Annotated in this window: 20 protein-coding genes and 3 pseudogenes; 7 read left to right on the top strand and 16 right to left on the bottom strand. The window is 30.2% G+C overall.

What is annotated here, in order from left to right; all coding sequences use genetic code 11:
* Positions 1 to 2: 2 nt before the first annotated feature.
* Positions 3 to 1,603: pseudogene (gene bshC, locus AC0L4B_RS08720) on the bottom strand (bacillithiol biosynthesis cysteine-adding enzyme BshC).
* Positions 1,604 to 1,733: 130 nt separating this feature from the next.
* Here bshC and AC0L4B_RS08715 point away from each other — a divergent pair.
* The gene (locus tag AC0L4B_RS08715) at positions 1,734 to 2,279 is read left to right on the top strand and encodes a carboxypeptidase-like regulatory domain-containing protein (RefSeq protein ID WP_473436577.1); all 546 of its coding nucleotides are present in this window, start codon (positions 1,734 to 1,736) and stop codon (positions 2,277 to 2,279) included.
* A complete protein-coding gene (locus tag AC0L4B_RS08710; RefSeq protein ID WP_473436576.1) occupies positions 2,228 to 2,986 on the top strand; it encodes a hypothetical protein in 759 nt (252 codons plus the stop codon). The genes AC0L4B_RS08715 and AC0L4B_RS08710 overlap by 52 nt, the downstream gene beginning before the upstream one ends.
* A 136-nt stretch (positions 2,987 to 3,122) precedes the next feature.
* On the opposite strand, the gene AC0L4B_RS08705 is transcribed toward AC0L4B_RS08710, so the two are convergent.
* The 3 genes from AC0L4B_RS08705 to rimO form a co-directional block, all read right to left on the bottom strand.
* Positions 3,123 to 3,623: a hypothetical protein gene (locus tag AC0L4B_RS08705; RefSeq protein WP_473436575.1), complete on the bottom strand. Its 501-nt coding sequence runs from the start codon at positions 3,621 to 3,623 to the stop codon at positions 3,123 to 3,125.
* Positions 3,624 to 3,628: 5 nt separating this feature from the next.
* Positions 3,629 to 4,111 carry a DUF4878 domain-containing protein gene (locus AC0L4B_RS08700; protein WP_473436574.1) on the bottom strand — a complete coding sequence of 161 codons (483 nt, stop codon included), beginning with the start codon at positions 4,109 to 4,111 and terminating at the stop codon, positions 3,629 to 3,631.
* A gap of 75 nt (positions 4,112 to 4,186) precedes the next feature.
* The gene (rimO, locus tag AC0L4B_RS08695) at positions 4,187 to 5,491 is read right to left on the bottom strand and encodes a 30S ribosomal protein S12 methylthiotransferase RimO (protein ID WP_473436573.1); all 1,305 of its coding nucleotides are present in this window, start codon (positions 5,489 to 5,491) and stop codon (positions 4,187 to 4,189) included.
* A gap of 94 nt (positions 5,492 to 5,585) precedes the next feature.
* Here rimO and AC0L4B_RS08690 point away from each other — a divergent pair, with 94 nt between their 5' ends.
* Positions 5,586 to 6,662, top strand: coding sequence for a serine hydrolase domain-containing protein (locus AC0L4B_RS08690; RefSeq protein ID WP_473436572.1), 1,077 nt, complete (start codon positions 5,586 to 5,588; stop codon positions 6,660 to 6,662).
* Between the two features lie 333 nt (positions 6,663 to 6,995).
* Here AC0L4B_RS08690 and ftsY read toward each other — a convergent pair.
* From ftsY to AC0L4B_RS08650, 8 genes and pseudogenes are all read right to left on the bottom strand, one after another.
* Positions 6,996 to 7,981, bottom strand: a pseudogene (gene ftsY / locus AC0L4B_RS08685) (signal recognition particle-docking protein FtsY).
* Positions 7,982 to 8,149: 168 nt separating this feature from the next.
* Positions 8,150 to 8,302, bottom strand: a complete 153-nt coding sequence (locus tag AC0L4B_RS08680; RefSeq protein ID WP_082396086.1) for a DUF4295 domain-containing protein — start codon at positions 8,300 to 8,302, stop codon at positions 8,150 to 8,152.
* 38 nt (positions 8,303 to 8,340) lie between these two features.
* Positions 8,341 to 8,523 (bottom strand): 50S ribosomal protein L33, encoded by a 183-nt coding sequence (rpmG, locus tag AC0L4B_RS08675; protein WP_028282775.1) that lies wholly within the window; start codon positions 8,521 to 8,523, stop codon positions 8,341 to 8,343.
* Between the two features lie 29 nt (positions 8,524 to 8,552).
* A complete protein-coding gene (gene rpmB / locus AC0L4B_RS08670) occupies positions 8,553 to 8,789 on the bottom strand; it encodes a 50S ribosomal protein L28 (protein WP_028289506.1) in 237 nt (78 codons plus the stop codon).
* Between the two features lie 81 nt (positions 8,790 to 8,870).
* Entirely contained in the window at positions 8,871 to 10,121 is a 1,251-nt protein-coding gene (locus AC0L4B_RS08665) for a competence/damage-inducible protein A (RefSeq protein ID WP_473436571.1), read from the bottom strand.
* The gene (locus AC0L4B_RS08660; protein WP_473436570.1) at positions 10,121 to 10,462 is read right to left on the bottom strand and encodes an Hpt domain-containing protein; all 342 of its coding nucleotides are present in this window, start codon (positions 10,460 to 10,462) and stop codon (positions 10,121 to 10,123) included. The genes AC0L4B_RS08665 and AC0L4B_RS08660 overlap by 1 nt, the downstream gene beginning before the upstream one ends.
* Positions 10,463 to 11,073 (bottom strand): annotated as a pseudogene (locus AC0L4B_RS08655) (fumarylacetoacetate hydrolase family protein). It lies immediately after the preceding gene.
* A gap of 56 nt (positions 11,074 to 11,129) precedes the next feature.
* Positions 11,130 to 11,903 carry a 3'-5' exonuclease gene (locus tag AC0L4B_RS08650; protein WP_028289502.1) on the bottom strand — a complete coding sequence of 258 codons (774 nt, stop codon included), beginning with the start codon at positions 11,901 to 11,903 and terminating at the stop codon, positions 11,130 to 11,132.
* Positions 11,904 to 11,971: 68 nt separating this feature from the next.
* On the opposite strand from AC0L4B_RS08650, the gene AC0L4B_RS08645 reads away from it, so the two are divergent.
* Together AC0L4B_RS08645 and AC0L4B_RS08640 are read left to right on the top strand one after the other, a co-directional pair.
* Complete coding sequence (locus tag AC0L4B_RS08645; RefSeq protein WP_473436569.1) at positions 11,972 to 12,610, top strand: glutaredoxin family protein; 639 nt, start codon at positions 11,972 to 11,974, stop codon at positions 12,608 to 12,610.
* Between the two features lie 47 nt (positions 12,611 to 12,657).
* Positions 12,658 to 13,413: a hypothetical protein gene (locus AC0L4B_RS08640; protein ID WP_473436568.1), complete on the top strand. Its 756-nt coding sequence runs from the start codon at positions 12,658 to 12,660 to the stop codon at positions 13,411 to 13,413.
* 273 nt (positions 13,414 to 13,686) lie between these two features.
* Here AC0L4B_RS08640 and AC0L4B_RS08635 read toward each other — a convergent pair whose 3' ends face one another.
* The 3 genes from AC0L4B_RS08635 to recR all read right to left on the bottom strand — a co-directional run bounded on the left by AC0L4B_RS08635 (position 13,687) and on the right by recR (position 16,817).
* Positions 13,687 to 15,000 carry a dihydrolipoamide acetyltransferase family protein gene (locus tag AC0L4B_RS08635; RefSeq protein ID WP_473436567.1) on the bottom strand — a complete coding sequence of 438 codons (1,314 nt, stop codon included), beginning with the start codon at positions 14,998 to 15,000 and terminating at the stop codon, positions 13,687 to 13,689.
* Between the two features lie 94 nt (positions 15,001 to 15,094).
* Positions 15,095 to 16,192, bottom strand: coding sequence for a glycosyltransferase family 2 protein (locus AC0L4B_RS08630; protein ID WP_473436566.1), 1,098 nt, complete (start codon positions 16,190 to 16,192; stop codon positions 15,095 to 15,097).
* Positions 16,193 to 16,199: 7 nt separating this feature from the next.
* Positions 16,200 to 16,817: a recombination mediator RecR gene (gene recR, locus AC0L4B_RS08625; protein ID WP_028289499.1), complete on the bottom strand. Its 618-nt coding sequence runs from the start codon at positions 16,815 to 16,817 to the stop codon at positions 16,200 to 16,202.
* A gap of 139 nt (positions 16,818 to 16,956) precedes the next feature.
* On the opposite strand from recR, the gene AC0L4B_RS08620 reads away from it, so the two are divergent.
* Entirely contained in the window at positions 16,957 to 18,444 is a 1,488-nt protein-coding gene (locus AC0L4B_RS08620) for a sodium:solute symporter (RefSeq protein ID WP_473436565.1), read from the top strand.
* On the opposite strand, the gene AC0L4B_RS08615 is transcribed toward AC0L4B_RS08620, so the two are convergent.
* On the bottom strand, positions 18,428 to 18,790 hold the full coding sequence (locus tag AC0L4B_RS08615; RefSeq protein ID WP_473436564.1) for a CoA-binding protein: 363 nt from the start codon (positions 18,788 to 18,790) through the stop codon (positions 18,428 to 18,430). The two genes, AC0L4B_RS08620 and AC0L4B_RS08615, sit on opposite strands and share 17 nt — an antisense overlap.
* Positions 18,791 to 18,892: 102 nt before the next feature.
* Here AC0L4B_RS08615 and AC0L4B_RS08610 point away from each other — a divergent pair, with 102 nt between their 5' ends.
* The gene (locus tag AC0L4B_RS08610; protein WP_473436563.1) at positions 18,893 to 21,337 is read left to right on the top strand and encodes a TonB-dependent receptor; all 2,445 of its coding nucleotides are present in this window, start codon (positions 18,893 to 18,895) and stop codon (positions 21,335 to 21,337) included.
* Positions 21,338 to 21,688 lie beyond the last annotated feature (351 nt).

The raw sequence follows: 21,688 nt of genomic DNA, 5'->3' as shown, positions 1-21,688 counted from the left end.
GCTTACAATTCAACTATTAAAAATTCTCCTTGCAAAGGTTTTAAATTTTTAATTAATTGAGGTATTAATTGGTCACCAAATTCTAAATATAATTCAGAAAAATTGGTGTTTCGCTCTTGCAAACTATAATTAGGAAACAATTGATATTGTAAATCCGTCATACGTTGTACTTGATCTTTAAGTTTTCGTTTTTGAGCTGTAAGCAAACGTTTTTCTAAATGCTGTAATCCTTTAATTTGCTTTTTTTCTTGTGAAGCGACTGCACCTACAAAAGATTTATCTGTTAAATTAGCTAAATCATACAAATCTTTAAACTGAGTTTTAAGATGTTGAATTTGCTTTGAAAAATCGATATCTATATTTGATATTTCTCTAACTTTTTTATTGATGAAACTATCGCGTTTTAAAAATAAATCTTGATTAGAAATATTAAGTTTATCTAGTTTTTGAGCTTGTTGTTTTGTTTTTATTAATACTGAATTACGAAGTAATAATATTGGAAACACCACATTATTGGCTTCAAAATTTGCTTTAAGTTGAAACCAATACGCTAACTCACCACCTCCACCTATGTAACATAAATTAGGCAAGATAACTTCTTGATATAATGGTCGCATGATGACGTTTGGACTAAAACGCTCAGGGAAGTTTTCAACTTCGTCTTCTAACTCTGTTTTACTCCAAGCTATTGCTGTGTTTAAAACTTTATATGTATCGTTTTCAAAAACAATACGCTCTCTCACATTTTTAGTTATATAAAATAAGTTAATCTCTCTTGGGTTGACTTGTATATTATAACTGTCAGATACTAGACTTAATTGCTTAGATGTTTTTGTTACTGCATTAAATGACGTGTTATTAAATAACTCTGTTTTTATTTGAGGTATAAATAACTGTTTTAAAGCCTTAGTGTTAGCATCAATAATTACTAAACCATGCTCTGTAAACAATGCGTTGGCAAGATATAATGTTGCTTGTGCTAAGTTACTATGTTTAAGATAAGCGTTTTCAAATAATTGTCTTAATTGTTTGGCGTTGTTACCAATACCTAATTCTTTTGAAAACGTTTCAAAAACTTCTTGCAGACCCTTTGTGTCTAATTCACCAACTGCACCACTTGCCTCTTTGTTCCAACGTATTTTTTTCCTTTAAAATTAAAATAATTGATTTCTTCAAAATCATGATCCTCTGAAGCCATCCAATATATTGGTACAAAATTATATTCCGGATATTCTAGTTTTAACTGTTTAGTTAAATTAATAGTAGATATTATTTTGTGTAAAAAATATAGTGGTCCTGTAAATAAATTAAGTTGATGACCAGTTGTAATGGTAAAAGTCTTAGCATCTGCTAATAATGCGATATTAGTATCAGTAAGTTCTGAGGTCTCAAAATATTGATATTGCTGTTGTAACGCATTAACTAAAACCGTTCTTGATTGATTAGTAAACTCTTGCTGCTTTGCTTGTATTTGCGCTTCAAAATTTTGAAGCTTAGGAAAGTTATTATAAAAAGGCTTAAGCGTTTCTGCTTCGGATAAATAATCACATATTAATTTAGAAAAATATCCTGTGTTTTTAAATGGTATACAGTCTGTTGGCATAATTACAAAAAATCTGTCGTAAAGATAAGACAGTTTAACCTTTACTATGTCTTAAAATTAACATAAAAACTTATATAAAACTGTAGGTTTTTAAGTAATTTTATAACATTAACAATGTTATAAAATTACTATGAAAAAGAAATTACTTAACAACATTAAATTATTTATTGGACTTTATTTATTTGGATCTACAGTATTAGCGTTAAGCCAAAACATACAAGAATTTAAAGGTCAAATTATTGACAAAAAGACCAATACCCCTTTAGCTTTAGCAGATATTATTATTACAAATTCCAACATTAGTACTATTTCTAATAGTGATGGAGAATATCTAATTAAAGTTCCTAATGATTTATTAAACGAAACACTAATTGTGACTTATTTAGGCTATCAAAAATCTGAAATACCGTTACAACAGTTAAAAATTAATCCTACAATACAACTAAATCAAGCTGCTACAGTTTTAGCGCAAGTAGATATCAATACACCTAAAGATGCCATTACTTTAGTCAAAAAAATGTTAGAATTAAAAGGCGACAATTACCTTAACCAATCTGTTAGTATGACTGGGTTTTACAGAGAAACCATAAAAAAAGAAACCGAAATGCTTCACTCTCTGAAGCTGTGGTTAATATTAACAAACAAGCCTACGATAACTCAAGAAATGATGGTGTAAAATTAATAAAAGCTAGAAAAAAGGTTAATTATGCTAGATTGGATACTATTGCCTTAAAGTTACAAGGAGGACCTTTTAGCAGTTTGTTTACTGATATGGTTAAATACCCTAAATATATTTTTGCAAGTAATGATTTACTTGAATATGATTTTACATTTGACAGATCAACACAAATAGATAATCGACTTGTCTATGTTGTTAATTTTAAACAAAAAAAAGAAATCTTAAGACCTAAATATGCTGGTAAATTATACATTGATGCAAACACTTTTGCTTTAACTAGTGCTGTATATAATTTAAATGTAGAAAACCGAGAAGAAGCCTCTAAAATGTTTGTACGTAAAAAACCAAATAAAGCAACTGTTTACCCTACAGAAGCGTCTTATAGAGTTAATTACAGAACCAAAGACGGTAAATGGTACTTTGGTTATAGTAATATACTATTGACCTTTAAAGTTAATTGGGATAAAAGATGGTTTAACAGCAAATACACCTTAAATAGTGAAATGGCTATTACGGATTGGTCTATTGGTAAACCTTTAGTTTATAAAAAAGAATCTAAAAACCTAAGACGAAATAGTATTTTACAAGATGAAGCTTCTGGGTTTTCTGATCCAGATTTTTGGGGAGAATATAATATTATCGAACCTGAAAAATCTATTGAAAATGCTATAAAAAAGATTAACAAAACACTTAAACAGAGTTAATTTTACTGTTGGTGATTTATAATTATATCAAAATAATTAGTATCGTAAAAAGTATTAAGTGTGTTATATTTTTGTTCATCCGTCAAGGTGTCTGAAACTTTTAGTATATTTAAATTATGCTCGTAAATTCGCCAGATTAACTCAGAACAGTAATGCTCTGTACTGTCTTTATAGTTAAAGCTATGATCAAAGGGTAGATTTTTTTCTTGTAATACGCTATTTGCTTAACAATATTTTTTTGTTTTACCGAGTCTATGTTTTTTAACCTAGTAACTAAAATTGTATTATCATGAGAATTATGTACAAAAGAGTCTATTGCTTGCAAACGTAAACCATCTTGATTTGACACACTACTTGACAAAGCGTGTGCAATTTTTAAGGTATCGTTTTCAGTAACGACCATACCTAAATGTGTAACATCATAATCTTCGTCCATCATTTTTAAAATCATAGTACTTACTAGTCCATAACCACGACGCAAAATGATGTCACCATCTTGTAGTTTTGATTTTTCAGCTGAAGATAACTTATACAAAAAAGACGATTCATACGGTTTGTTTGAATCGTCTTTTAAAAATTTATAAGCTAAAAAAACTAAGATTAAAACTAATCCTATTTTAATAGTAATTTTAAGCATTTATGTTAGTCTTCAGTTTCAACTTCAACATCATCCTCTTCGTAATCTGAATCCATGTTTGGGTTTCCTGTTTCTTTATTTTGGTTACCCATTCCTTCTTTATTCATAGACTCTTTATCCATACTTACCAACCATTTTCCGTCTTGTTTTTCAAGGTTAATTGGCATGTCTTGATCTTTTTCTTCTTTACTACTTGACATTTTAACAGTACAAACCGCTTTGTCACCATCAATTTTAGTGTCTACAACTTCAAAATCAATATCTGTTTCTTTCATTTTATCAGCAAATTGATCTTTTGCTCCAAATGACTCTAACATTGTTAACATAGATTTTGTGTCTGTAGTCGCATATTCTTTAGCAGTTGTAAAATCTCCAGAATACATAGCTTCTAAAAAGTTAATTGTAGCTCCTTCAGGACCACCTCCTCCACATGCAGTTAATACTAAAAAGCAAGTCAGTAAAAGGGATTTAAAAATTGGTTTATTCATTTTTTTATTTTTTATTTTTGTAAATATACTTTTTTGTACTTAGTATCCAAACTAATTAAAAAGCTTAGGTTGTTTTTACTTTACGATTTCACCGTAAAGATCAAAATCTTCAGCTTCAGTAACTTTAATCGTATAATACTCTCCAGTTTTTAAATACGTTTCTGTAGCATCAATTAATACTTCATTATCAACATCTGGACTATCAAATTCTGTACGACCAACAAAATAGTTTCCTTCTTTACGATCTATAACAACTCTAAAAGTATCCCCAATTTTTTCCTGATTCAATTCCCAAGATATTTGAGATTGTACTTCCATTATTTGATTTGCGCGATCTTGCTTAACTTCTTGAGGAACGTCATCTTCAAGATTATAAGCATGTGTATTTTCTTCATGAGAGTAAGTAAAACAACCTAAACGTTCAAAACGCATGTCTTTTACCCATTGTTTTAATTCTTGAAAATGAGCTTCTGTTTCACCTGGATATCCAACAATTAATGTCGTTCTGATAGTCATTTCTGGTACTTTAGCTCTAAACTGCTCTATTAAATTTGTCGTTTTAGCTTTGGTTGTACCACGACGCATACTCTTTAATAAATCATCACTAATGTGTTGTAATGGTATATCAAGGTAATTACAAATTTTAGGTTCACGCTTCATTAAATCTAAAACATCCATCGGGAAACCAGTAGGAAAAGCATAATGTAGTCTAATCCACTCTATACCTTCAACCTTAACTAGGTTTTCTAACAACTCTGCTAAGTTTCGTTTTTTGTATAAATCTAAACCATAATACGTTAAATCTTGAGCTATTAAAATTAACTCTTTAACTCCATTGGCTGCTAATTTTTCAGCTTCAGTCACTAAGTTTTCAATAGGCGTAGACTTGTGCTTACCTCTCATTAATGGTATTGCACAAAAACTACAAGGTCTATCACAACCTTCGGCAATTTTAAGATAAGCATAATTTTTAGGTGTCGTAGTAAGACGTTCTCCAATTAACTCATGTTTATAATCTGCACCCAATGCTTTTAATAAACCTGGTAATTCTGTAGTTCCAAAATATTGATCAACATTAGGAATATCTTTTTGTAAATCTGGCTTATATCTTTCACTTAAACAACCTGTAACAAATACCTTATCTACTTCACCTTCTTCCTTTTTTTGCATGTACTCTAAAATAGTGTTCACACTTTCTTCTTTGGCATTATTAATAAAGCCACAAGTATTAATCACTACTACGTTACCTTCTTCCTCATGCACAACTTCTTTTCCGTTAGCTTTTAATTGTCCCATTAGGACTTCGCTATCGTAAACATTTTTACTACAACCTAAAGTTATTACGTTGATTTTGTTCTTTTTAAGTGACTTTGTTCTCATACCTCAAATTTGGACTGCAAAGATACTATCTAATTTTAAAATAACTGATATTAAAACATTTTGATTTATATTAGTAAAAAAGAAAACTAATACTATGAGATTAACCTATTTAACACTTAGTTTACTAATTTTCATTAGTTTAAGTTGTACTTCTGAAGATGAAACTGTTTTAAATGAAATTGAAGAAACAGAATCTATATATTTCCCTCCTTTAAACTCGGAAAATTGGGACACTGTAAATCCAGTAGATTTACAATGGAATACGTCTGCATTGACTGAACTATCAGATTTTTTAAATAATTCAAACACAAAGTCATTTATAATTTTACATAAAGGAAAAATGGCTTGGGAAGCTTATTTTAATGATCATACCGAAACTTCAGGATGGTATTGGGCAAGTGCAGGAAAAACAATAACTACAACTCTTACTGGTATTGCTCAAGACCAAGGATTGTTAGATATTAACAATAAAGTATCCGATTATTTAGGCGCAGGTTGGACTAATATTACAATTGATAAAGAAAATTTAATTACTTGTACTAATTTATTATCTATGACCTCAGGATTAGATGATACTTTAGGTGATAGTGTTGCACCAGAAAACTTACAATTTGTTGCAGACGCTAATAGTCGTTGGGCATACCACAATGTATACGTTAAATTACAAGATGTTATTGCTACAGTTAGTAATCATAGTTGGTCTGATTATTTTGATGAAAACTTAAAAAATAAAATTGGTATGTCAGGTAGTTGGTTTAATCTGGATGACTTAAGCGTGTATTGGAGTAATACACGAAGTATGGCTAGATTTGGATTAATGATATATGCCAATGGACAATGGGACAACACACAAATTGTGTCAGAATCTTTTTTAAATGAAGCAACAGACACATCACAAAACATTAATAAATCTTATGGTTATTTATGGTGGTTAAATGGGGAATCAAGTTTTCATTTACCCCAAACTCAGTTTGAGTTTTCAGGTGAATTAATTCCTAATGGACCAAGTGATATGTACTGTGCTTTGGGTAAAAATGACCAAAAACTATACATTATACCAAGTAAAGATTTGGTTATTGTAAGAATGGGAGAAGCAGCTGACGCTTCAAATTTTGCTTTATCAAATTATGACAATGAGCTTTGGGAAAAATTAAATAACGTATTTAATTAATAAATTTATACTCCATAAGGGTTAACACTATATAGTCCATCAAATATAATATTAGGGCAGAAAAAATAGAATAAACAAATTGCAAAAATCAAAGTAATTATGAACTTATTAAGTGTTTCTTTAAATTGACTTTTCCAACAATACCAAATACAAAATGTAAAAACTGGTATTAAAAATATCAAAGGAAAAAGTGAATAGTAAATTAATTCTTCTGGAATTAATGGGTTTTTTGTTTGTAAGAAATAACTTATAGCAAAAACCACATTACTACCAATTACTACTAACAAATAAAGTATTATAAATACGGTAATTATCCTAAAAATTCGATCAGAATTAAAAGTCATGCTTATTTAAAAATGAATCTACAAATTCAAATTTGTTAAAGACTTGTAAATCCTCAATACCTTCTCCAACACCAATATATTTTACAGGAATTTGAAATTGATCACTAATACCAATTACAACACCACCTTTAGCTGTACCATCTAATTTAGTAACTGCAAGGCTAGTTACCTCTGTTGCAGCAGTAAATTGCTTGGCTTGCTCAAAAGCATTTTGACCTGTACTACCATCTAAAACTAATAACACATCATGTGGAGCGTCACCGACAACTTTTTGCATGACACGTTTCACTTTAGTTAACTCATTCATTAAATTAACTTTATTATGTAAACGACCAGCTGTGTCAATTATAATAACATCTGCATCTTGGTTAACACCAGACTGTAAAGCATCAAATGCAACAGAAGCAGGATCACTTCCCATATCTTGACGTACCATTGGTACATCTACACGATCAGCCCAAACCTGTAATTGATCTATAGCTGCTGCTCTAAAAGTATCTGCTGCACCTAGGACAACTTTTAATCCTTGTTTTTTAAATTGGTATGCTAACTTTCCGATTGTTGTAGTTTTACCAACACCATTAACACCTACTACCATTAAAACATATGGTGTTTTGGCTCCATCTGCTTGTTTTGGTAAAACAGGCACTTTATACTCTGTATCTTCACCAGAATTTGTTTCTGATAATAATCCAGCAATCTCTTCTCTTAATATCTTATTTAGCTCGTCAGTACCTAAGTATTTATCTTTAGCTACTCTAGCTTCAATACGATCAATAATTTTTAAAGTTGTATTTACACCAACATCACTAGACACTAAAACCTCTTCTAGGTTATCTAAAACAGTATCATCTACTTTAGATTTACCAGCAACAGCTTTACTAAGCTTGCCTAAAAAGCTTGTACTTGATTTTTCTAATCCTTTATCTAGGGTTTCTTTTTTTCTGAAGAAAATATTTTTTTAAAAAAACTCATCTGTTTTTTATTATTTGGTTTGGTTGATTTATAACAATTATGAAGCCTAATTTTAATTACTGCTACATTGTCATAGTTTTATGAGTGTAAAGAAACGTAATATTTTAAAAACAAAAAAGCCACTTCCTGTAGGAAAGCAGCTTAATAATACTTTTTAAGAAGTAAACCTTATTTCTTGTTTAAGAAATCTTTTACTAATTCTGGTGCCATAATAGACTCTACAAACATGTAAGCTCCTGTTTTTGGAGACTTAACCATTTTTATAGCTTTAGATAATCTTTTTGATCCTGTCTGTAATGATGCTACTGATTTTTTTGCCATTTCTGTATATTTTTTATTTCTTTAATAAATAAAGAATATTATTTAATTTCTTTATGAACAGTCATTTTCTTCAAGATAGGGTTGAATTTTTTAATTTCCATTCTATCAGGTGTATTCTTTTTGTTCTTCGTTGTAATATAACGAGACGTTCCTGGCTTTCCAGACTCTTTGTGCTCAGTGCACTCTAATATTACTTGTACTCTATTACCTTTCTTTGCCATAATAATTATTATTTTTACCTTTTGGGTAATTATTTTACAAATCCGTTAGCTCTAGCTCTTTTCAAAGCAGCTGAGATACCGATTTTATTAATTGTTTTTAACGCTGATGTAGATATCTTTAAAGTAATCCACTGATCTTCTTCAGGAATATAAAAACGTTTTTTAATTAAATTAGCATCAAATGTACGCTTAGTTCTATTCTTTGCGTGAGACACGTTGTTTCCAACCATTGCCTTCTTTCCTGTAAGTTCACAAACTCTTGACATTACTATATATCTTTAAAATATGTTATTAAAAATCGAGGTGCAAATATACTAATTTTTTACTATCTGACAATATGTTTGTAATTAATTTTCAAAAATTTCTTTTTGAAACAATTCTAAAGCTTTATTTACGGTTTTATTTATAACGCGTTCTCTGTGGTTTCCCATCTTAAATTCAAAAGCTTCAACCTTGTTTTTTGTCGCTATAGCTATAAAAACCGTACCTACTTCTGCATCACTATCGCCTTTTGTTGGTCCTGCATTTCCGGTAGTAGCAATTGCAAAATCAGATTTTAATTTTTGTCTAACATTAGCTGCCATAGCTTTAGCAACTTGCTCACTTACTACAGAATACTGATTAATTAATGTTTCAGAAACGTCTAAAACATCAATTTTTGTTTGTGTAGCATAACTAACAACTGCTCCTTTATAAAATGCTGATGCTCCAGAATGAGATGTAAATTTTTCTGATAATTTTCCACCTGTACAACTTTCGGCTAAAGCCAAAGTTTTTCCCATTTTGGCTAATTGTTTAGCAATTATGAGCTCTAAACCTTCATTATTATCTTGAAAACCAACAAATATATCTTGAATTAACGGTAATATTTTTTCAACTTGTGTCTCTATATCTTTAGCTAAAACCGCTTCGTCTTCACCTTTACCAGATAATCTTAATCTAACTGCACCTAATGTTGGCAGATAGGCCAACTTTATATGTTTTGGTAATGCATCTTCGATAGCTTCAATACGTTCTGCTACAACACTTTCACCTAAACCATAAGTTAAAATAGTCTTATGTAAAATAAATGGTCTTTTGTATTTGTCGGCTAAATTTGGTAAGACTTCATTATCAATTAAAGCTTTCATCTCATAAGGCACACCTGGAAGTGATATAAACGTTTTATTGCCTTTTTCCAACCACATTCCTGGTGCTGTCCCAAAACGATTGTTTAACACTTTAGCTTTAGATGGTACTAACGCTTGTTGTTTATTAAGATCTGAAATGGGTTGATTGATATAGTTTTTAAACAAGTGTTCTACGTGTTCTAAAACTTGATTATCTTGAACTAAAACATCATTAAAATACTCTGTTAATGTATGTTTTGTTATATCGTCTTTAGTTGGCCCTAAACCTCCTGTAATGATGATGATATCAGCATTCTCTTCTGCTTCAGCAAAAGCTTTAAGCAAGTGCTGTTTTTCATCCTGAATAGAGGTGATTTGATACACGGATACACCAATTGAATTTAAGGCTTTACCTATAAATGCGGAATTGGTATCTATGATTTGACCAATAAGTATCTCGTCACCTATTGTAATTATTTCGGCTTGCATTACAATTTAAAATCTTGTATTATTTCTTTAGTTGTTCTATCTACTGCATCTAAAACGATTTGTAGTTTTTCAGAAATATCTTTATCTTTTTGCTCAAACTTACCCCAATCTTGAACTTCAATCAGGTCATCTAATACACCAAGCTCAAATAAATCTACGGTAGGTTTCATTTTATGAGCAGTTTGATAGGCTAGCAAATAATTTTCATTGTTAACTGCTATTTCTAGCACTTTTGCATCTCCTGGTACTTCCTCTATAAATGTTGCAGCTAAGGCTAATATAAAATCTTGATCGTTATCTGCTAACTCTTTTATTCTGTGTAATTTGTAGTGCTGTTCCATTTATTTTACTGTTATTGAAAATAACTCTCTATCTTCAAGAAATCCTTTTAATTTATCATTAGCAACGACCTTGCCAACTCCTGCAGGTGTGCCTGTAAATATAATATCTCCAATCTTTAAAGTAAAATATTTAGAGACATATTCTATTAATTCGTCTATTTTCCACAACATTAAATTAGTATTTGCGGTTTGTACCACAGTTTCATTTTTTTCTAATCTAAAATTTAGGTTGTCGACATGCGCTACTTCTGTTTTATCAATCCACTGTCCTACTACTGCTGCTCCATCAAAGGATTTAGCTTTTTCCCAAGGTAAACCTTTGTCTTTTAGTTTTTTTGTAAATCGCGAGCAGTAAAATCTATTCCGACACTTAATTGATCATAATATTTGTGAGCAAATTTTTTATCAATGTGCTTTCCTAACTTATTAATTTTTACCAAAACTTCTAATTCGTAATGAATTTCGTTTGAGAAATCGGGAATAAAAAACGGTTGTTTTTTTAAAAGTATAGCATTATCAGATTTAATAAACACTACTGGATCTGTAGGTTTTTCGTTTTCTAACTCTTTGATATGGTCTGTGTAATTGCGACCTATGCAAATTAATTTCATATACTTATATATTTAAAACACTGTTTTTAATTATCTCTTAAAATATGTAAACCAAATTAAAACTTATTATTTAAAGCTCTTAACTTAATTGCTGTTAAAACTTTTTTGGTATACAAAGGAAAGTCTGCATTTAACAACCATCCAAAGTAACCAGGTTCTTTATCTAAAACTTCTGTAACTAGTTTTCCTTTATGTTTTCCAAAAGAAAACACTTCTTGATCTTCTTTATTAAAGCTAATAAAACCAGCAAAATCCGCAAAACGTCGGCGCGAACTAAACTCGGCTAAAAACTTAGTGTCATTTTCAAGCTCGTCATAACGTTCTACTTGTGCTTTTAAAACCTCGTAAGTTGCTAAAGTATCAGCTTCGGCTGTATGAGCATTTTCTAAACTTTTATCACAGTAGAATTTGTAAGCTGCACTTAATGTACGTTGTTCCATTTTATGAAAAATAGTTTGTACATCCACAGCAACACGACCTTTCATGTCAAAATCTAAATCTGCACGTAACATTTCTTCTGCTAAAAGCGGAATATCAAATCTATTAGAATTAAATCCTGCTAAATCTGCATCCTTAATCATAGCATTAATTTCTGGTGCTAATTGTTTAAATGTTGGCTCGTTTGCAACCCTTTCATCAGTTACACCATGAATTGCAGATACCTCAGCTGGTATTGGCATTTCTGGATTGACTAACCAAGTTTTACTTTCTTTATTACCATTAGGAAACACTTTTAAAATAGAAATCTCTACAACCCTATCTGAGGTAATGTTAATTCCTGTGGTTTCTAAATCAAAAAAGCAAATTGGTTTTGTTAAGTTTAAAGACATAAATATTATGGTATGGTTTATGCAAATATAATTTTAATCTGTTACTTTTACTTTGTAAACCTCTTAAAATGATAAGAAACCTAACTCTAATACTTATAACATTAGTATCACTAACTACTTTAGCGCAAAACAATCATAAACATGTAAAGTTATCTGAAAAAATTACTGGAAAGCGTTACGAGATCTTTATTGAAAACACAGACTCTATATCCTACGATATTTTTTTAAAAATTGAAACAAACGATTTTAGACGTAGTAGTGAACGCCCAATTTTACAAACCATAGCAGGAAAAAGCAAGAAGAAAGTTTTAACTATGGTGAAACTTAATGGTAAACCTGGAAAATACACCTACATTTTGGTTGTAAATGAAGTCTCTTATGCTTTAGAAGTTGATAATAATCATGAAATAATAGACTTTAAACTAGACAAAGAAATACACAATAAAAACGTTGTAATTTACACTAAAAACGACTGTTTAATATGTCCTGATGCTAAACATATTTTAACTAAAAATAAAATTAATTATACGGAATATAACCTAGATAAAGACACCACTAATTACAATAGAGTAATTAAAGAATTTAAAGCGATTAAACCTAAAAGCGATTTTAATAAAATTCCTATTTTAAAAATCGAAAACAAATTATATAATGACATTGGGTCTTTAGACGATTTTATAAAATGCTTACGTGAGGCATTTAATTAACAATAATGACCTATCTTACGACTATACTTTAAAAATATCTAAGAGAGATGAAAAAGAAAATCACATGGGATATAATATCAAGAACACTTACAATTATTGCTATTTTACTAGGTGTTTTTTATTTTATATTTTCTAATTTTATTAATATTAAAGAATCAAAATTAGAATTTAACATATTAACAAATACACCGCTAATAGATATTAACGAAAATATATCAAAACTTTCTATTAAATATGACTCAATTAATTTTCTTGAACAAGAAAAAAATATATCACTAACAATTATTGAAGTAAAAAACACAGGTAATAAAAGCATACTATCTAATGATTATGATTTAAATATACCTTTTGGCGTAAAAATAAAGAATGCAGACTTAATAAAAACTCCTGAAATAACAACATCAAGTGACTCTTATTTCAATGACATAATAAATGACATATCAAACAATAAAATTATCTTAAATAAAAAAATTATAGATGAAAATGAATTTTTTCAATTAAAAATCTATACCATTCATCCAAAAGAAACAACTCCAGAATTTGAATATTTAGGAAAAATAACAGGTTTAAAAAACGTTACAATTAATGAAATTGAAAATAATACACCAATCATAAATAAAAGATCAATATACTTAGAAAAAATCACAACTATTTTAACTATTGCCTTAATAACCATATTTTCACTATTAACTTTAGCTTTATACAAAAAAAATAATATTATGCTAAATTCAAACAAAACACTAATAAATAAAAATACTGAACTAAGTCTTGAAATAAATAAATTAAAATCTACAAAAAAATAATTTCTTACTATTTAAACAAAATTAATTACAAGGAATATAATTTAGATAAAGACACCACAAATTACAATAGAATAATTAAAGAATTTAAAGCGATTAAACCTAAAAGTAATTTTAATAAAATTCCTATTTTAAAAATTGAAAACCAATTATATAATGACATTGGGTCTTTAGACGATTTTATAAAATGCTTACGTGAGGCATTTAATTAAAGTTTAAATCACAAAAAAGCACAATCCTAAGATTGTGCTTTTTTAATATATAACGTTTTGTTATTTAGATTTCTCTGTTTTTATCCCAAGCTTCTAAATAATCTTTAACAGCCTTAACAAATTGTCCACCTAATGCACCATTTACAACTCTATGATCGTAACTGTGTGATAGATACATTTTGTAACGGATTCCGATAAAATCACCTTCTGGAGTTTCGATTACAGCAGGCACTTTACGTATTGCTCCTAAAGCTAGAATACCTACTTGAGGTTGATTAATAATTGGCGTACCCATAATACTTCCAAACGTACCTACATTGGTTACAGTGTACGTTCCGCCTTGTATATCATCTGGTGCTAATTTACCTTCTCTAGCACGTCCAGCTAAGTCATTAACTTGCTTTGTCATACCAACTAGGTTTAATTGATCTGCATTTTTAATTACAGGTACAATTAAATTACCGTCAGGTAAAGCTGCAGCCATACCAAGGTTAATATTTTTCTTTTTTATGATTGTATCACCTTGTAATGAAATATTCATCATCGGGAAGTCACGCAACGCTTTTGCTATAGCTTCCATGAATATTGGTGTAAACGTTAAGTTTTGCCCTTCACGCTTTGCAAAACCATCTTTAACTTTTTTACGCCAATTCCAAATATTTGTAACATCTGCTTCTATAAAACTTTGCACATGCGCACTAGTTTGTACAGATTGTACCATGTGATGCGATATAAGCTTACCCATTCTGGTTAACTCAATAATCTCATCTTCACCTGAAGCAGCAATTGGAGTTGCTTTTGGTGCTGGAGCAGTAGCCTTAGCTGTAGTCGCACTTGGTGTTGCTTTAGCTTTAGCTGGTTGATTACCTCTGTCTTTTAGATAAGCAATCATATCATTTTTAGTGACACGACCATCTTTTCCTGTTCCAGATATTGCGTCTAGTTCTGATTGCGCAATACCTTCTTCTTTTGCCATATTTTTTACTAATGGCGAATAAAAACGATCGTCATTAGATGTTATTGGCGCAACACTATCTTTAGCTGTTTCTACAGATTTTGTTACTTCTTTAGCAGCAACAGGAGTTGCTTCTGTTTTAGTTTCGGCTTTAGGTGCTTCAGTTGCTGAGGCAGTATCACCATCGGTTTCAATAATTGCTATGGTTTGACCAACTTGTACAACATCGTCAGCATTAAATAGTATTTCTACTAAAACGCCATCAACTTCACTTGGTACTTCACTATCTACTTTGTCTGTTGCAATTTCTAAAACTGCTTCATCTGCTTCAATAGTATCTCCAACTTCTTTTAACCATGAAGTAATTGTTGCTTCTGCAACGCTTTCTCCCATTTTTGGTAACTTAAGCTCAAATCTTGCCATATTAATAATCTAATAGTCTTTTTAATGTGTTGAATTGCAAAATTAATAAATAATAAGCGTTTTTACTACTTATTATGCATCATTTTGCAATATCTTAAAAGTGAAGCACTTCACCTCTACTTTTTGCGGAATCACTTCCGAGCATAAAATTAGAACTTTTTGGAATAATTCTAAAGGTTATATTTTTATTTTTTTCAGAATTTGCAAGTGTTTCGATTATTGTTTTAAAACTTAAATAGTTAGCATCTAAAATTACTTGTGTGTTTTTTTTAAATGGTACTACATCTGAAACAATTTGCAATGTATTATTGTACTTAGCGTTTAATGCTTCGTAGTTTCGGTTGGAAACCAACACATGATTTACAGCTGGCTTTATTTCCGCGAAAGCGTTATTTTTAAAAATTTTAACGGTTTTTATACCTAACCAAACTACACTATCAAACAAAATATTGCGTTTGAAATGCTTTTTGTAAAAAATTTGCATGGCTCCATAAAAGCGTTTAGCATAATTAGCATCTTTTAAAGTACTTTCTCCTTTAAAATGAATCACTTTTATTGGACCATAATACATATTGTCACAACCAGAATTGGTTATTTTGTAGGATAAATCTATATCTTCACCATACATAAAATAGTCTTCATCAAAGCCTCCTACTTGTTGATACAAGGCTTTTTTGACCATCATAAAAGCACCAACTAAAATTGGCGAAATACCTGTAGAGTTGGGTTTAATACTAGTTACATAGTAGCTTTTATCTAAACCAATCATTTTTTTTAAAGCTACTTTTGGTGTCGGAATATGACGCTTACTTTCTGGCAGAAAACCACCACTTCCATCTATTAATCTACAAGCAAAAAGACCTAATTGATTTTTAATTTTTGAAAAATCAAACAACTCTTCAAAACAGTCTTCTGGAACAACTGTATCTGGATTTAAAATACATAGATACTCTCCTTTAGCTTGTTGCACACCAATATTATTTCCTTTTGAAAATCCAAAATTTTGATTGTTCTGAATGAGTTTTACTTCCGGAAACTTTTGCAATACCATTGCACAACTATTGTCCTGAGAGTTATTGTCTACTACAATTATTTCGGCATCTAGGCTTGTTATTGCTGCTTCAACACTTTGTAAACATAACTCTAGAAAATGACGTACATTATAATTTAAGATAATTACGGATAGCTTCATTAATGGCTTATAATTTTAATGAAGATTCAAACGGAATACGGTTTAAGATACTACGTCCTAAAGTAATTTCGTCTGCGTACTCTAGCTCGTCTCCAACAGAGATTCCTCTTGCTATTGTAGAGGTTTGAATGCTATAATCTTTGATTTGTTTATAGATATAAAAATTGGTTGTATCTCCTTCCATAGTTGGACTTAAAGCAAAAATAAGCTCTTTTACTTTACCTTCTTTTACTTTTTGAACCAAGCTATTTATATTTAAATCATGTGGTCCTACTCCATCCATTGGTGATATTTTTCCGCCTAATACATGATACAAACCTTTATGAGATGCTGTATTCTCTATAGCCATTACATCTCTTATATCTTCAACCACACAAATTACATCGTCCTTACGTAATGAGTTAGCACAAATGTCGCACAAATCGTTATCACTAATATTATTACAAGATTTACATAATTTTAAATCGTTGACCATATTTAATAAAGCATGACTTAAATTATGAGTATGCTCTTTGGGTTGACGTAATAAATGTAAGGCTAAACGCAATGCGGTACGCTTACCAATACCTGGTAATTGCGAGATCTCGTTAACTGCGTTTTCAAGAAGTTTTGATGAAAATTCCATAAGCTGCAAAATTAATGCATTTGATGCTAGATTTCGAATTTATTTTAATCATCCACTCAAAAAGTTTAAAACACGTTTTACAAATCTTAATAAAGCTTGTACATACTAATTTTGTATTTTGGCTTCACAAATAAAAACTATGACTTCTATACAGATCCTTTTATTAATAGCTGCTTACTTTGGTGTGCTTATATTAATCTCTTATTTTACTGGTAAAGACGATTCTAACGATGTGTTTTTTAAAGGCAATAAACAATCACCTTGGTATGTTGTTGCTTTTGGTATGATTGGAGCCTCATTATCTGGTGTTACATTTATATCTGTTCCTGGTTTAATTGAAGGTCAACAGTTTGCTTACATGCAAGGTGTACTTGGTTTTTTTGTAGGCTATTTAATTGTTCTATTAGTATTACTGCCATTATACTACAAACTAAATGTAACGTCTATTTACCAATATTTAGAACAACGTTTTGGTACTACCAGTTACAAAACAGGCGCTTTTTTCTTTTTACTATCACGAGTTACAGGTGCTGCTTTCAGACTGTTTTTAGTCGCTTTAGCAATGCAATATATAGTTTTTGAAGCATTAGGCGTTCCGTTTTGGTTAACCGTTGTAATCTCTATATTACTAATCTGGTTATATACTAATCGTGGTGGTATTAAAACTATTGTTTGGACAGACACATTACAAACATTAGCTATGTTAACTTGTGTTATTGTTGCTATTGTTTTAATTGTAAATAAACTTGATTGGTCTATTACAACCATTTTTAATCAAGAGGCTTTTGCTGCAAAAAGTCAAGTGCTATTTTTTGATGACGTTAATAGTAAAATATACTTCTGGAAATATTTTATTGGTGGTATTTTTATAACCATTGCAATGACTGGTTTAGACCAAGACATGATGCAAAAAAACTTAACTTGTAAAACCCCTTCGGATGCTAAAAAAAACATGTTTAGCATGTCTATTTTATTGGTGTTTGTAAATATTATATTTTTATCGTTAGGTGCATTACTATTTATTTATGCCGAGCAGTTTGGTGTTTCAATTCCTATTGTTGATGGCAAAACACGTACGGATTTGTTATTTCCAGAAATAGCCATGAATCAAGGTTTAGGTCTTGGGTTACAAATCACTTTTTTAATTGGACTAATTGCTGCTGCTTATAGCAGTGCAGATAGTGCTTTAACATCCTTAACAACTTCCTTTTCTGTAGATTTTTTAAATATTGAAAAACTACCTAAAACAGAACAAAAACCTTTACGTAAAAAAGTACATATTGGTGTATCCCTACTTTTGATAATTGTAGTTGTTATTTTTAATGAACTTGAAGGTAGCGTTGTAAACAACTTATTTAAGTTTGCTACCTTTACTTATGGTCCATTATTAGGTTTATTTACATTTGGTATACTTAGCAAACGTAGTATTAAAGATCAATTTGCATGGATTGTTGGCTTAGCTTCAATTATAATTACTTATATCATTACAGAACTACCTGGAAACTTTCCGGATAGTTTTATTGGACAATATGCTTTCCATTGGGAAATCCTTCCGTTAAACGGACTAATAACATGTTTAGGTCTGTATTTAATTTCCGCGAAAGCGACATCTAATACTGATTTGTAGATAGTAATACTAAAGTACAAGCAACCTCATAATCTATACCATTAGCGGTTAATAATTGATACAATTCAGGGTTTTCTGTTCCTGGATTAAAAATCACTCGCTTTGGATTTAAACCAATTATATAATCATAATATTCTTTTTGACGTATCGGATTAAGATATAACGTTACTGTATCTAAATCTTGATATTGTTGTAATTTAGTTTCAATAGTTACACCTTCCACTTGACCTGCTTTCATCCCAAAAGCAACTGTACTATGGTTATAATTAACCAATTTACGTAATGCAATGTTGCTATATCTATCAAGTTTTAAGGAAGCCCCTAGAACCAATGTTTTTTTATTCATAAATGTTAAAGTTTTAATAAAACGCTTTTTTACAGTAACAGATTGACAATTGTGACGTCTTTATAGCATAACCAAACATCAATCAAATAATCAATCAAAACAATGAAAAAACTATTCACCATCGTATGTCTATTGGTAGCCTTTAGCATGCAATCTCAAAACCAATCTAATGTCAAACCTAAAATTGGAACTGTTACTGGTACTGTATTAGACGTAACTTTAAACCAACCCTTACCTTATGTAAATATAATTATTAAGGACTCTAAAAACAATTTAATTACTGGAGGAATAACAAATAACGATGGTCAATTTGAAGTAAACCAAATACCTGCTGGAATGCACATAGCAAGTATTGAATATCTAGGTTTTTTATCACAAACTAAAACTATTAATATCTCTAAAGACAATAAAAAAATAGATTTAGGAACTATAAATCTTGAAGAAGCTGCAACAAGTTTGGATGAAGTAACGATTGTTGCTGAAACCTCAACAATTCAACAAAAAGTTGATCGTAAAGTTATTACCATCGGTAAAGACTTACAAACTGCAGGTGCTACAGCTAGTGAGATTATGAATAACTTACCCTCTGTAAGCGTGGACCAACAAACAGGATCTATTAGTTTGCGAGGTAACCAAAATGTACGTGTTATGGTAGATGGAAAATTATCTAATATTCCTGCCGAACAGCTACTTAAGCAAATCCCATCGTCTTCAATTAAAAGTATTGAACTAATTACAAATCCTTCTGCTAAGTATAATCCTGAAGGAATGAGCGGAATTATAAATATTGTGTTACATAAAAATACAAAAATTGGTTTTAACGGAAACCTAAACATAGGTTTGTCTCATGATGTTGAAGCTAAATTTAATAGCTCTATTGATGCCAATTATAGAAACGGAAAATTTAACGTTTATGGATCTTACAATAATAGTGTTGCAAAAAACTTCAATTTTGGAGAAATCAATAGAATTGAACAAAATATTAATCAAAATTTTGAAATTTTAAACAATAACAAATCTCACTTATTTAAAGTAGGTTTGGATTATTATTTAGATGATAAAAACACCATTTCGGTATTTACAAATCAAAATATTTATGATGGTTGGAGTGATGTAGACTCAAGTATAAATTATTTATTTGATGCGTCTTTAAACGAAAGTCAATACACAAGAAGTGATAACGAAAATGACTCGCAACAATATAATTTTAATTACAAGCATGATTTTAATGATGAAGGTCATAATATTGAATTAGAAGTAGATCATAACACTTATAATGGATTAGCGTTTACACGAAACAACTTTTTTAGCTCACAACGTCCTAATTTTATTGAAGATACAGATACAGACCGAAAAAGCAGTACTATTAACTTAGACTACAGCAACCCTTTATCTGAAACTGCAAAATTAGAAGTTGGACTACAAGCACGTTTATTTAATACCAACATTTACTATCAATCAGATGCTAGAGAGACTAACCAAAATGGAGATTACATACCTACAACCACAACTTTTGATTATACAAGAGACATCTACTCTGCTTATGCAACGTATGGCAAAACATTAGACAAATGGAGTTATCAAGTTGGCTTACGTGCTGAAAATGTAACAGTAAACTCAGAAGCATTTAAGCAAGACTTACAATCTAATGAGCAAACTAATATTCCGTTTGACAATGATTATTTTAAGTTATATCCTTCTGCTTTTGTAACCTATACACCTTCAGAAAAAAATTCGTTTCAGGTAAATTATAGCAGACGTGTAGACCGTCCAGGAATTGGTCAAGTTAATCCTTTACCAGAATGGAACACACCATTAATTTCTCAGTTTGGAAATCAAGAGTTACGTCCACAATTTACAAACTCTATTGAAACTAATTATACAAGACAACTAGAAAACGGAAGTATTACTGCTGGAGTGTTTTATAGAATTATTGAAGACGAGATACAACAAGCCATACTTATTGATAGAACAGACACGAATCGTTTAATTTTTACAAACTTAAACTTTGACAACTCATCTGCTTACGGAGTTGAGTTATCTTCTAACTACAGACCGACTAAATGGTGGAGTGTTAATGCTAGTTTTGATTTGTTTTCTCAAACTCAAAAAAGTGTAGCCGAATCTTTTGACAACAACCAAAACATTGTTTTAAATACTGTACAAGTAGATAATGTTATGTGGAATGTTAGAGCCTTTAATAATTTTAAAGTAACCAAAGCTTTAAGTCTATCTGCTTTTGGAATGTATAGCGGAAAAAACAAAAATATACAGTTTGAAACTAATGATATGCTAATGGTAAATTTAGGCATGCGTTACAGCTTCTTACAAGGTAAAGCAAGCTTTAGCTTAAGTTACAATGACATTTTTGATACCATGTATGCACAATTTGAAGGTAAGACACCTTATGTACAAGTTGGACGTTTTAATTGGGAAAGTCAACAAATTTCTGGACGTTTATCTTACCGCTTTGGAGGAGGAAACTACAGAGCAAAATCAAGAAAACAAAGAGATAATGACACTAAATCTGGAGGCGGATTTATGTAATATTAAAATACCTTCTAGAGGCTATTTAGTTGCTAACAAAACAGTTGATGGTTAGTGTTTAGGTTAGCTGCTAGATAAAGAAAACCCAAAGTCTGATCAACTTTGGGTTTTTATTTTTAACACATTATTGGCTATATAGGCAACCCAATGTTAAAATAACGTTAAATACTGATAATCAGCGTAATAAAATTCAATTTTAGGCGTCTTAATAGTAACAAAACAGTAAATCGTTTTTATTTTTATTTGAATTAGTCTTCACAAAAAACCAACAGATTTATATAGTTAAGTTAAATAGTTAGTTAATAGAAAAAGCCAAACACAAAATTGTGCTTGGCTTTTTTAATTATATAA

This window comes from Olleya sp. NP1-10 (genome assembly GCF_055804415.1).
The sequence above is the reverse complement of the archived record's forward strand: the minus strand, read 5'-3'. Positions and strand labels throughout refer to the sequence as shown.